Here is a 13,292-nt window from a genome sequence, read left to right as displayed (position 1 = left end):
TAAATTATTGAGACATTTTCTGTCTTTGAGCTTCATATAACATCAAAGCAGCAGTTATTCCCACATTTAATGATTCTACCCCAGGATTCAGGGGAATTTTGACTTGGATATCTGCTAAAGCGGCTAAATCTGCTGATAATCCCGCCCCTTCATTACCCAATAATATTAAACTAGGTTTACGCCAATCCACTTGCCAATAAGTTAAATCGGCGGTTGGTAAGGTAGCTATTACCTGCATTCCTGCTTGCTGACTTTGTTGAACAGTCGCTTTTAGATCCTCGCTGACAGCCATATTCAAGCGAAACCATTGGCCAGCAGAAGCACGTAAAACTTTAGGATTATCTAAATCTACACTATCTTCACTCAACCACAAACCTGATGCACCTGCTGCGGCTGCTGTGCGAATCATAGTTCCCAAGTTACCAGGATCTTGGACAGTTTCTAAAGCCAGAACTAAACCAGAAAAAGGAATTGTTGTTGGTTGTGCATCTCGTTGAGCCATGGCTACTATACCATCAGGATTGACAGTTGTAGCGATCGCTGTTAAAACTTCTGGACTAACAACTTCTACGCGATCGCACTGATTACAAACAACTTCCCACAATTGAGGATGTGTTATTTGCCATTGAAGAGTACAACATACCGTATCTAAAGGATAACCAACCGCACAAGCTTCTTCCAGCAAATGCGTTCCTTCCAATAAAAATAGCCGTTGCTTATTTCTCTCCTTAGCGGAGTGCAACTTCCGGATTTGTTTAACTAGGGAATTTTGTAAACTTGTTAACACAATCTTAAATGTTAAATTTCGGATTTGACATTAATCCAAAATTGTTATATTGATATGCGGAACCCGGGACTTGAACCCGGAAGCCTTGCGGCACTAGAACCTGAATCTAGCGCGTCTGCCAATTCCGCCAGTTCCGCTGGCATCGAATTCTATTCACAGTTTATCATTATTGCCTAACTGTTTCAAATTGTCAAGAGAAAACTTATCAACCGAGATCACAAGCTAGATTTAAATTTTTCTCACATCTGAACAATCCCCATTTTTCCCATCCAAGCAGCCATACTGCATGATAGAATCTAACGACTTTATGGGATTTGATAACTTAGAGAAAAATCGTCCAGCGTCAAGCTAGATGATCGTCAATGTAGAATCAAAACCAACATCAAACTTTATAATTACGTATTTTTTTGGAGGTAGGCTTATTAATTCTTCTAGCAGCTTACCAGATGCCAAGTCTTCATTAGAAGCAGACTCCTCAGTCTTGCAAATCTATGGTGGGCATCCTTTGGGAGGTCATGTAAAAATTAGCGGGGCTAAAAATTCCGCCCTCGTCATCATGGCGGGAACTTTCCTGTGTTCCGGTGATTGTCGGATTCGTAACGTTCCCTTATTAGCGGACGTAGAGCGGATGGGACAAGTTTTATCTGCTTTGGGATTACGTCTAAAAAGAGAAGGGGATATATTAGATGTTGATGCTAGGGAAATCACCACATCTAAAGCTCCTTATGAACTTGTTACCCAATTAAGAGCAAGTTTCTTTGCCATTGGTCCAATTTTAGCACGGTTAGGAGTAGCGCAGATGCCCTTACCAGGGGGTTGTGCCATTGGTGCTAGACCAGTAGATTTGCACGTCAGAGGACTGCAAGCAATGGGCGCAGAAGTGCAAATTGAACATGGTATTTGTAATGCTTATGTTCCCGGAAACAATGGCAGATTAAAAGGAGCAAAAATCTACTTAGATACTCCCAGTGTCGGCGCGACGGAAACCTTAATGATGGCTGCTACCCTAGCAGACGGGGAAACAATCCTGGAAAATTCTGCCAGAGAGCCGGAAGTAGTAGATTTAGCTAACTTTTGTAACTCAATGGGAGCAAAAATTCAAGGTGCAGGAACAAGTACAATTACTATAGTCGGTGTTCCTAAATTACACTCTACTGATTATACTATTATTCCTGATCGCATAGAAGCAGGAACATTTTTAATCGCTGGAGCAATTACCCGTTCTGAACTGCTGCTATCACCAGTTGCACCAGATCATTTAATCCCAGTCATTGCCAAGTTGCAAGAGATTGGTGTATCAATTATTGAGGAAGGAAAAGACTGTTTACGCATCTTACCAGCTAAAACCCTCAAGGCCATTAATATTGATACCTTACCTCATCCAGGGTTTCCCACGGATATGCAAGCACCTTTCATGTCTTTACTGACATTGGCTGAAGGTGATAGCATCATTAATGAATCAGTCTTTGAAAATCGCCTGCGTCATGCTTCCGAGTTAAACCGTTTAGGGGCAGATATCCGTGTTAAAGGTAACACTGCTTTTGTTCGGGGAGTACCCATGTTGTCGGGTGCGCCAGTCATAGGCACAGATTTAAGAGCGTCCGCAGCTTTGGTTTTAGCAGGATTAGCTGCATCAGGAACAACCACAATTCAAGGATTACATCATTTAGATCGGGGCTATGATCGCCTAGATATGAAGTTACAGCAACTAGGAGCAAAAATTATCCGTGTAAATGAAGCATCAAAGGATGGAAATTTACTGGCTAACAACAGTAATCCACCAGCTTCTGTATCTATCTAGAGTTAGGATATTGTTTCAGAGGGAACAGGAAACAGAAAAAACTCATGTTTAAAAACATGAGATGGAAATAATCTGTTCCCTTTTTTTTGTAATGGCGGATTTTACCAGTTAATGAAATATCAAGTTGGTAACTTTCGCCATTAAATTACTTTTTTGCTTTTTTTGGTGAGTGCGATCGCTTCACAATCCATTCCCAACTAAAATAAATGGAGACCAGTAAAAAGGATGACTTAGCTCATTACTCATCTGTGACGGTAAATTATCAGAGATACCTCGTTGCTGACCTATATTTGCATAATTTCCAGTAATCAGAGCTATTTGAGCTTGACGCAAAGCTTCGGCTTTAGTAATGTTTCCCTGTTTCAAAACCGCATAAAAGGCATTCATCAAAACTTGTGTACCCCCATCATCTACAGACCATAAAGAGGCGATCGCCGCTCTTGCACCTGTTTGCTGCATCTGATAGCCAAAACCGAGAATTTCCCTACCGTCTCCTAATCGCTCACCTAATCCGGTTGCACAAGCTGAAAGTACGACTAAATCAACATTCGGCAACCGCCAATTTTTGATATCTTGGAGGGTAATGCGATCGCCATTACCAAACAAAATAAACGATTCTTCCGGCTGTCCCAGGGTAAATGCTGCGTGAGTCGCTAGATGGACGATAGAGTAATCATTCATCTGGAACACAATATCTTTCGTGAATTGTTGGTCTAGTAATTTTGTAGTGTTAGGAATAGTTTGAGCCAGAGTTTCCACTTCACGACCGGCAAAGGGCAACCCAGAGAAGTTAAACTCCTGATCTCCTGCCTTAAAACTATAGTTGCCTTTGGTAAAAGCAGCCGCTAACACATTTAACTGATTTTGGGGTTTAGTGTTGAGGTCAGTCAAACTTATCGCAGTTATATTATTGATGCGAAAGCGTTCGACTAGCCATTGCTTACCATCATGCAGTGCTGCTAAAGGAATATAACGCAATTGTCCATCAGGGGCGTAAATAATGGTTTTGGTTTTTGCTTGAGCTAAGTCAGCTTCCAAAGGCTTTATCAGCCAATTATAGAGCTTTTGAGCAGGAATTTTAGGATTACGGGTTGGCGTTGTGACAGTCGAACGAAATTCAGCAATAACTCGGTTAAATTCTTCTCGTTTAACAGGAACAGTGCGACGCAGTGGAGGAGTGTAAGGAGAAATTAAAATGAGTTCCAAGCGATCGCCCAGCACTAATGGATAGATAATTACAGCATCTTGCTGAATTTTTCTGAGGTTGTCTTGCAAAGTAGTCGCATCAGCATTTAAATTAAAACTTTGTCCTTGGGAAGTTTGCTGAAGTTGAGCTATCCATTCTTGAACTTGTGGGCTTTTTAGAAATGTCTCGAACTGTTTAGTAATTTCTTGTTCGCTTTTTCTTAATTCAATGATTCGCTGTTTTTGTTGTTCTGTTCTTTTATTGATAGTAATATTTTCCAGCAGAGCGAGTTCTTTACCTTGAGAAATGGCTTGATCTATTTTTACCGCAATACCTTTTCTAATTTCCTGCTCTTGGGTTCGTTCTGTTATACCTTGAATATTATTATTACTTCCCCGCACGTCTTTGAGATAATCTGCTAGTTCCTGAACTTTGAGTAAATCTAGAACCTGTTGTGCTTCTAAAACTCGATTATTTTGTAAAAATAAATCAGCTAAATGGCGATAATCTTCGGCAATAGTTTCAGTATATGATTGTTGCTGTTCTTGTGGCAGTCCTTTGATATTATTTCTAATTGCTTCTCTTACATTCACAGATTGTTTAAAAAACACAATGGCTAACTCTGGCTGATTTTGTTTCTCTAGTAAATAACCAATATTATTTAGTACCTTAGCTTCACCTGCTTTATGGCCGATTTCCTGCACAATAATCAAAGATTGCTGATATGAATTCCATGCTGATTCATATTTGCCTTGTTGAAAATAAACTTTACCAACACTATCTAACATTACACCTTGGGAAAGCTTATCACCTAAAGATTTGACAATAGTTAAACCTTGCTGCAAAAATTTTAGAGATAATTCATACTTACCTTGATCTAAATAAACAATCCCCATATTATGAAAAGTCCATGCTTCCAGGAATTTTTTATCTTTTTTGTTTTTAATTCCTTTGACTTTTGACAAAGCTTGTTCATAAAATTCCAATGCTAAATCGTATTTCTTCAACCGATAATGAATATTCCCAATAGCATTAATATTTTTTACTTCTGAGCCAATTCTGTGTTTTTGAGCTAATTTCAATGCTTGTTGATAAGTGCTTAAAGCTCGGTCATATTCTCCTAATGATTGATAAATATCACCCATGTTGAAAAAAACTGTCCATACCCAAGGAGTTTTTTCTACTGGGTATGATGAAACTTGTTGCAGGACTGATAAAGATTTTTGATAATATTCTAAAGCAGATTCATATTTTCCCAAGGTATGGTAAATCATGCCAATTTGGTTGAGAGTAAAACCCTCTTCGATTTTCAGTTCCAATTTTTTATTCAAACTGAGAACTTCTTGGAATTTATTTAAAGCTGTTTCATATTCACCTTGTTCAAAAAGTTGGCGACTTTGTTCACTATAAATATTCATGATTTTAGTGAGAGTTTGTTTTTCCCCATCACCATCTCCTAATTGTCTTTGAATTGGTAAAACTTGCTGATAATAATTCAAGGCTTGTTGATATTCTTTTTTGAGATAATAAATCCAGGCTATATAGTCAAGACTTTTAGCAATACCTGCTTGATCACCTATCTTTTGATAAACCAATAAAGCCTTTTCAAAACTACTGATAATTCTCTGATGATTATTTCTATATCTATTGCCATTAATAAAGAGATAAAAAGCTTCTCTAAACAGCCTATCAGCTTGAGCTTTTTCATCTTGTTTGTTAAATTCCTGGGCAACTACAGGAGCAAAATTACAGGTATGTGTTAAAACAGCAGTAGTTACCGAAAACAGCAGAGTCACAAAACTGAGGCTGAATAGATTACGCATGAGAATCAATTAATGAATGAATGTTAAAAAATTAACTAAATCCATAGTTAATAGTTCTATAATAAGTACCATAACAGGTGATGTAAGACACAGGGTAAATTTTGAAAAAAATCTATACAAAAGATGAGTATATTAACTATGAAATTAAGCAGTGCGGTTGGTCTGATGATGAGTGTGTGGGTATGCAGTGCATGGGGCGTTACTCAAGCTTCTGAACCTCAGCGGGGGAGTTCTTTTACTGAATTGTGTCGTCAACAAGCGAGTTTATCAGCAGATGGCAGAATTACAGTAGAATTATTATTAGCAAAAGCAGCAACTAATGATTGTGATATTGCTGCTAAAAAATTGTTAAATCTAACTCAGCTTGACCTGAGAAATCAGCAAATTGTTGATTTAAGTCCTTTAGCAGGATTAACAAATTTAGAATCTTTAAATCTTAATAGTAATGAAATTTTTGACCTCAGCCCCTTAGCAGGATTAAAAAAGCTCAAATCGCTGAATATTGGCAATAACAAACTTATTGATATTAGTCCCTTGGCAGAACTTAAAAACCTCAAGTCTCTGACTATGGGTAGAAACCAAATCAAAGATATTAGCGCCATAACTGAACTGAAAACTCTAGAATCTTTATCTATAGATAATAATGAAGTTATTGATATTAACCCTCTAGCAAAACTTACTAATCTTAATTGGCTGATTCTCAGTAAAAATTCAATTACAGATATTAGTTCTCTCCAGAATCTGATTAATTTGACTGGAGTTTTTTTGGAAGATAACCAAATTAAAAATATTACTTCTCTAGCGAGACTGACAAAACTAACTCGGTTACAGCTAAATTACAATCAAATTAAAGATATAAGCCCTTTGGCAAATCTAACAAATTTAAAAAGGCTGAATTTGGAAGGTAATCAAATTGAGGATATAAGTCCTTTGGCAAGATTAACAAACTTAAATCTTCTGTTTTTAGAAGATAATAAAATTAAAGATGTTAACCCTTTAGGAAACATAAAAAATTTAAATCGTCTGATTCTTACTTACAACCAAATTACAGATGTTAGCCCTTTAGGAAAACTGAATAATTTGACGTTGCTAGTATTGCGTTTGAATAAAATCAAAGATGTCAGCCCTTTAGCAAAACTGACAAATTTAACTGAGCTTGTACTTGAAGACAACGAAATCACAGATATTAGTGCTTTATTAAACCTAACTAACCTGACTCGGCTGAAACTTGACTATAACAAAATCACAGATGTCACTCCCCTATCAAAACTTACTAATCTTGAAGAAGTGAGTTTCCAAGGTAATCCCGGTATTAAATAATCGGCGTTGCTGAATTAGGGTATGAAATTCAAAAATCAATGATTTCAAACTCTTACTCTCTGTAGACTCTGCGCCTCTGCGTGAAACAAAATCATACTCTTAATCAGCAACGCCAAATAATCTTTGTCCACTATTGCCTTGTGCAATCGCTATACTAGCTATGGGAATTATATTTTTTATTGATGACCATAATTATGTCTTTAGTTAAAACGCCGCTAATTGGTTTAAAAGCTGACTCATTTCGCCATACCCTAGACTTGGAAGCTACTAAAACTCTTAAGCAAATTCCTGGTTTGGATATGATGGTGCGAAATTTACTAGGTCCAATGGCAGAACAGGTTTTTTATGTAGAAAATATCGCTTCTAGTATTTTGGTAGGAGAAAAACAACTACCCCACTTACATAAATTATTATTAGAAGCCTGTCAAATTTTAGACGTTGATCCGCCTCAGTTGTATGTCCGTCAACATCCAGCCCCTAACGCTTATACCTTTGCCATGCGAGGTAAACAGCCTTTTGTAGTTATACACACATCCTTAATTGATATCCTCACCCCAGAAGAAATACAAGCTGTGATTGCCCATGAATTGGGTCATCTCAAGTGTGATCATAGTGTGTATTTAACACCAGTGAATTTATTAATTCTCGCAGCGGCAATTGTGCCAAATGTCGGTACTATTTTGGCTCAAGCAATCCAGTCACAGTTATTAGAATGGGTACGTTGTGCTGAGTTTACCTGCGATCGCGCCGCTTTACTAGCTACCCAAGACCCTAAAGTTGTCATGTCAGTGTTAATGAAATTAGCTGGCGGTTCTCCCACCTTAGCACCCCAACTTAATTTAGAGGCCTTTGTTGCCCAAGCTCATGCCTATGATGACATTAGCAAAACAGAATTAGGGGAAATGGTCAAATCCGCCCGAACAGCCCAACTAACCCATCCTGTCCCCGTGCTAAGAGCGCGAGAAATTGACCGTTGGGCAAGTAGCACAGAGTACCAAAATTTACTACAAAATCAGGGATTAAAATCTGGGAGTGCAACTTTATCCAACGGTGGATGGCGCAATTGGTAAGTAAATAGAGTAGGGTGCAGCGAAATATTGTTTTTGGCAAAAATAATCTAAATACCTATTGCCAAAATAGAAAAATAGGCTATAATAAGAAAGTTGCACCCAAGGGCGGGTGGCGGAATTGGTAGACGCACCGCACTCAAAATGCGGCGGCCGTGAGGTCATAGGAGTTCGATTCTCCTCCTGCCCATTTGTAAATATTACACATAACAAAGCCGCACATAACTTTTACACTTAAAAAAGTATTTGCGGCTTTTGATGTTTGCATAAATGAGATATTCAAACCTGCGCCATTTGTTAAATTTGGCAAACATAAGTACCTGGACAAAATTAATTTAACATTTTTGGAACAAACAAAAATCTCTGTATTCCTTATCTGTTCCCTGTTCCCTGCGATGCACTGAGCTTGTCGAAGTGTTCCCTGTTCCCTCTCCCAAATATAAAATTTATTTTGCACGACTACTTATTGATCTATTAAATCAATGAAAAGGGTTAAAATCGTTAAACGTGCTGATGGTTTCTATGTTCAACTTTGTGGGAATATTAGACATCTGGTAAAAAAGAATGTAGAGACGTTCCATGGAACGTCTCTACTCGATGACGCATATTTAATTTATGGAGATTTCTATTAGAGATTAACCAGAAATCTATAGCTGCTGATTCAAATCGTAGTTATCAATAAACCTGTTCAAAAAATAAATCCCGCAGAAATTTTATTCCTGTTCAAAAATAACTAAATATTTCGACGTAGGTACTTATAAGAAATGATGAGTAAATTAAAAACTTTTCAGGGGAAAAACCTATGGTTTGAAAGAGTAATGGCCATTACTGCTACCGTCAACCTAGTGTTAGTTTTATTTGATTTAAGTTACATACCAGGGCGAGATTTTTACTTCCGCAGAGTTCCTGAAATTACTAAATTGTACGATCCAATTAAAGGTATTGAACCTCATCGTGATACAAAACAATATCTAGAAGCAGTAGACGAACTAGAAACTCAGATAATCCAAACAGGTTTAACCTCACCTCAAGTCAAAACTAAGTTGGCGGAACTTCGCCGTCTTAGCACGGAGATGATTGAAACTAATCCTTTTGCAAGTGCGGGAAAGAGTGGAACTCTGGAAAAAATCAAAAACCGAATGGGGGAACACATAGGAGAAGAATCTGCAAAAGGTGCATTTAATACTTTTTGGAGTCAGGAATATTTATCTGAACGCAATTGGGATCAGGAAAAATATTTTTTCAATCAAAAAATTCGCCCAGGAATTGCTAAAAACTATTATCGTAAAATTGGTGAAAATGGTGAATTGTTCGATGATTTTTGGATAATTGATTTACCATTTGTACTTCTATTCGCTACAGAATTATTAGTAAGGACGTTTTTAATCAAACGTAGATATAGTCACTTAAGTTGGTTAGAAGCAGTTATGTGGCGTTGGTATGATCTATTCTTACTAATACCCATTTGGCGATGGTTAAGAATCATCCCAGTTACAATACGACTTGATCAGGCAAAGTTAATTGATCTTTATGTAGTTAGACGGCAAATTCATCAGGGTATTCTTGCTAATTTTGCAGAAGAAATTACAGAAATTGTCGTTGTTCAAGTAATTAACCAAGTTCAAGGCTCAATTAAACGAGGTGAAATTACACGCTGGCTATTACAGTCAGATAATGTGCGTTCTTATATAGACATTAATAATATCAATGAAGTAGAAGCAATTACTGGATTGTTAATTAAAACTGTTGTTAATCAAGTATTACCAAAAATTCAACCAGAAGTAAATGCGATTTTGTGCCATAATATTGAAGTTGCTTGTCAGCAATTACCAGGCTATAAAAATATTCTCATGTTACCAGGTGTAGGAAAAGCACAAACACAAATTAGTGAACAACTAGCTACACAAATTACTACTAATATTTATAGTGCTTTAGTTAGTACCATTAAAGATCCTGTGGCAGCAAAACTTTCTAATCAGCTAATAGAAAAATTTACAACTGCATTCTCTTCGGAAATTTTGCAAAAACAAGTGTTGGTAGAAATTCAAAGTTTGCTGAATGATCTTTTAGAAGAAATCAAAATTAACTACATTCAACGTTTATCTCAAGAGGATATAGATAAAATTCTGGAAGAAACTAGAAAGATGCGGATTGAACCATCTAGCAGGGCGGAATTAAAAATTAATAATTAAGTTTGGGCGACTATAAGTCGCAGCTAAACAGACAAAACCCACGCAGGTGGGTTTGGAAACCTTGTTTGTGTAGTGGTGATTTATCATCGCCAGAAAATTCACAAATGAATTGAATTTTGTCAATTAAGTAAGTGGAAGTCTCTAATCAAAATGTGTGAAGAAAAGTAAATACGACTGAAACTCTTTTTCCCCCTGCTCCCCGCCTTGCCCCAACGACAATTTTTAACGCCAACCTACCTCTAGGAATCCGGTTTGATTCCTGAATTTTCCTACGTAGGAAGGCAAGAAGCAAAAGGATTCGAGAATATAAAGGTGTACCGAGTTCCGTTCAAGAATCAAATAGGAGTCCTATAATTTAATGTTTTTAGCTTAACCGACAATTATTGGTATTTAATCACATACTTACGTGATCTGCGATACTGCCATTTAAGCAACTTGTAAGTAATCATAGTTTCATGTAAGATACGGAGTTGTTTGTAAAAAATATTTGTCCAAAATCATCTTCTTTTCTAGCACCAGTCAATGTCATGAGTTTGTGCAAGCTCTCACGACTCAAATTAGATGACTATATCAGGTAATAATTAATTATCTGAACGCTGATTTTCAATTTTTGACAAGTCCAGTTCACGTTATACACTAGGAGAAAAATGTTGTCTGTTTTCAAATTAATTGATTATTTATTAGTGGCAGTTGCTCTGACATCTGTTCTGGTCATTTATGTTGATTCTAGTAATCAACAATATGTAATTGCTGCGGCTGTTGCTTTAACTGTTTCTATTGGGTTGTTTCTCTTCAATAGACAATCAGTAAAGAATGCTCAAAAGGAAGGACAAAAAGCTGAGATATCTAAAAAGGCTGAACTCTATACTTCTTTGTTAAGTAATGGAACTACCTTGGATTACAATACAGTTTTACCAGCAAGAGCAAAGGCTTTAGAATATTGTCAAGAACTGATTGATGATTATAAAGGCTCTAGAGACTTGGCTAGAACTCTTTACTATGTTCTACAAATTTCCACAGTAATTTTATCGGGTATTACACCTATTTTAGTGCTTGTGGATAAGTTGGAAGCGGGACAAACATGGTTAAAATGGCTGCCTGTAATTTGCCCAGCCATTGCTTCTATTGTTGCTAGTATAGTGACATCATTTCCTTTTGAAAAAAATTGGATGGCTGCTAATAAAGCAGTGGAATTGTTAGAAGCTGAACAAGAAAAGTTTATTTTGGGAATTAGCCCAGCTTATCGTTGTTATGATATTTCCGAGGAAGGTAAACAGCAACAAAGGGTAAGTCAAGCTATCGAACTATTTATTAATCACGTGAATAATATTCACCTCCAACAAGTACAACAAAGTACGGATTCAGAGCAGGAAAAACAAGAGACTCCAAAACCTGAAGAATCCAGCAAAGAAGTAAAAGGAGAAAAAATAGAAAAAGAAGAAAAAGTAGCCGCATAGCGGAAATTTTGGGCGCAAACCCTGCGCCCCTACGAATGCTAAGAGTAATCCAAAATGTCAGGGATAACTGACATTCCGGTTTATAGCCAAAAAATAGTTAAAATAGAATAGAGACTCTTTTTAGGAGAGTCCTGTCTACTAGTGATTTGACTTAACCGCAACTTTGTATGAATTTAAACAGCCAGTCTGCCAATTCTCCCGATACATATTCCCAACGCTTGGCAGACATTGTGGGAACAGCGATCGCTCTTATCACCCTGACTTTACCCGTATTTATCATTGCCTACTATTCTGCGCCCAATGTGGAAATCAATCAGCCATCCCTAATCTATAATCTGTCTAGCAATAGAGATTAAATTGAGATGTTAGCTATTTAACCAGTAATAATACTTATGATAGATTAAAAAACAAAACTTAACATAGTTTAAGCAACATCATCTGACAAAGGATTCTTGAGGAAGAAGTCCACAATTGTCCTAAAATCTTAGACTGGGAGCGAAAATGTGTGCTACCGCTGATTCAGTTTTAGTAGAGGAGTTTTATTGTGGATTTATCTTTGATTCCTGCCCAACCGAAACCGGGCGTGATTAATGTCCTAATTGAAATTGCTGGTGGAAGTAAAAATAAATATGAATACGATAAGGATTTACAAGCATTTGCCCTAGATCGCGTACTCTATTCTTCTGTCAAGTATCCTTATGACTATGGTTTTATCCCTAATACCTTAGCAGATGATGGCGATCCGTTGGATGGTATGGTAATAATGGATGAACCAACCTTTCCCGGTTGCGTCATCGCCGCCAGACCAGTTGGTTTTCTGGAAATGATTGATGGTGGCGATCGCGACGAAAAAATTCTTTGTGTTCCCGATAAAGATCCCCGCTATGCTCATGTAAAATCGCTCAAAGACATATCTCCTCACCGATTAGAGGAAATTGCCGAATTTTTCCGTAGTTATAAAAATTTGGAAAAAAAGGTGACGCAAATTCTCGGTTGGCAAGATGTGGACAAGGTAGCACCCTTAGTAGAAAAGTTCATCAAAGCTGCTGCTAAAGCATAATAGATATGGGTAATGGATCATGACCATTACCCATAAAACTAATTACTATGTAACAATCAGTAGAAACTTACGGATTTATAGCCAGCGACAGAAGTATAACAGTCCTTTGATATTTAGGTTTAATCAATCATCAGTTGATGTCATAACCCTCTTAGCAATTGCTATAATTCCACAAACTTTCCCAGGTTGCAAAACAAAACAAAACAAAATGCAGCGCACTCTTTTGTTGGCAAAAATTCATAACTGTACTCTCACAGCAGCCAATATCAACTATGTGGGTAGTATCAGCATTGACGAGATCCTCTTGAAAAAAGCTGGTATATTCCCCTACGAGCAAGTACAAGTAGTGAACATTGCCAATGGTGAGCGTTTTATTACTTATGCTATCCCTGCTCCCGCTAATTCAGGAGCTATTGAATTGAATGGAGCGGCGGCACGTTTGGGTATTATTGGCGATCGCTTGATCATAATGACTTACGGGCAGTTTACTATAGAAGAGTTAAAATGTTACTCTCCTACTGTAGTAATTGTTGATGAAAAAAATCAGTTATTAGAAGTGCGGCACTACGATGATCTGCTTAGTAAGCTCTAATTTTCAA

General features: G+C 37.2%; 10 protein-coding genes and 2 tRNA genes. 9 read left to right on the top strand and 3 right to left on the bottom strand.

Features of this window, described 5'->3' with window-relative positions; all coding sequences use genetic code 11:
• Positions 1-4: 4 nt before the first annotated feature.
• Both FJR04_RS07075 and FJR04_RS07070 read right to left on the bottom strand, forming a co-directional pair.
• Positions 5-787, bottom strand: coding sequence for an RNA methyltransferase (locus tag FJR04_RS07075; protein ID WP_168493118.1), 783 nt, complete (start codon positions 785-787; stop codon positions 5-7).
• 55 nt (positions 788-842) lie between these two features.
• Positions 843-924 (bottom strand) — tRNA-Leu (locus tag FJR04_RS07070).
• 344 nt (positions 925-1,268) lie between these two features.
• On the opposite strand from FJR04_RS07070, the gene murA reads away from it, so the two are divergent.
• Positions 1,269-2,588 carry a UDP-N-acetylglucosamine 1-carboxyvinyltransferase gene (murA, locus tag FJR04_RS07065; RefSeq protein WP_168493219.1) on the top strand — a complete coding sequence of 440 codons (1,320 nt, stop codon included), beginning with the start codon at positions 1,269-1,271 and terminating at the stop codon, positions 2,586-2,588.
• 180 nt (positions 2,589-2,768) lie between these two features.
• Here the strand turns inward: murA and FJR04_RS07060 are convergent, their stop codons facing one another.
• On the bottom strand, positions 2,769-5,597 hold the full coding sequence (locus FJR04_RS07060) for a CHAT domain-containing protein (protein WP_168493116.1): 2,829 nt from the start codon (positions 5,595-5,597) through the stop codon (positions 2,769-2,771).
• A gap of 138 nt (positions 5,598-5,735) precedes the next feature.
• On the opposite strand from FJR04_RS07060, the gene FJR04_RS07055 reads away from it, so the two are divergent.
• The 8 genes from FJR04_RS07055 (at position 5,736) to panD (ending at position 13,285) form a co-directional block, all read left to right on the top strand.
• A complete protein-coding gene (locus FJR04_RS07055) occupies positions 5,736-6,917 on the top strand; it encodes a leucine-rich repeat domain-containing protein (protein WP_168493114.1) in 1,182 nt (393 codons plus the stop codon).
• Positions 6,918-7,111: 194 nt separating this feature from the next.
• Positions 7,112-7,987, top strand: coding sequence for a M48 family metallopeptidase (locus FJR04_RS07050; RefSeq protein ID WP_168493112.1), 876 nt, complete (start codon positions 7,112-7,114; stop codon positions 7,985-7,987).
• 103 nt (positions 7,988-8,090) lie between these two features.
• Positions 8,091-8,174: transfer RNA gene (locus tag FJR04_RS07045), tRNA-Leu, on the top strand.
• A gap of 577 nt (positions 8,175-8,751) precedes the next feature.
• Entirely contained in the window at positions 8,752-10,176 is a 1,425-nt protein-coding gene (locus tag FJR04_RS07040; protein ID WP_168493217.1) for a hypothetical protein, read from the top strand.
• Between the two features lie 647 nt (positions 10,177-10,823).
• On the top strand, positions 10,824-11,633 hold the full coding sequence (locus FJR04_RS07035) for a DUF4231 domain-containing protein (RefSeq protein WP_168493110.1): 810 nt from the start codon (positions 10,824-10,826) through the stop codon (positions 11,631-11,633).
• 167 nt (positions 11,634-11,800) lie between these two features.
• Positions 11,801-11,989 carry a hypothetical protein gene (locus FJR04_RS07030; protein ID WP_168493108.1) on the top strand — a complete coding sequence of 63 codons (189 nt, stop codon included), beginning with the start codon at positions 11,801-11,803 and terminating at the stop codon, positions 11,987-11,989.
• A gap of 188 nt (positions 11,990-12,177) precedes the next feature.
• On the top strand, positions 12,178-12,693 hold the full coding sequence (locus FJR04_RS07025) for an inorganic diphosphatase (protein ID WP_168493106.1): 516 nt from the start codon (positions 12,178-12,180) through the stop codon (positions 12,691-12,693).
• Between the two features lie 208 nt (positions 12,694-12,901).
• Positions 12,902-13,285 carry an aspartate 1-decarboxylase gene (gene panD, locus FJR04_RS07020; protein WP_168493104.1) on the top strand — a complete coding sequence of 128 codons (384 nt, stop codon included), beginning with the start codon at positions 12,902-12,904 and terminating at the stop codon, positions 13,283-13,285.
• Positions 13,286-13,292 lie beyond the last annotated feature (7 nt).

This window comes from Anabaena sp. UHCC 0204, from assembly GCF_009711975.1.
Taxonomy (GTDB): domain Bacteria; phylum Cyanobacteriota; class Cyanobacteriia; order Cyanobacteriales; family Nostocaceae; genus Dolichospermum.
This window is presented reverse-complemented; position numbering and strand designations above follow the sequence as displayed.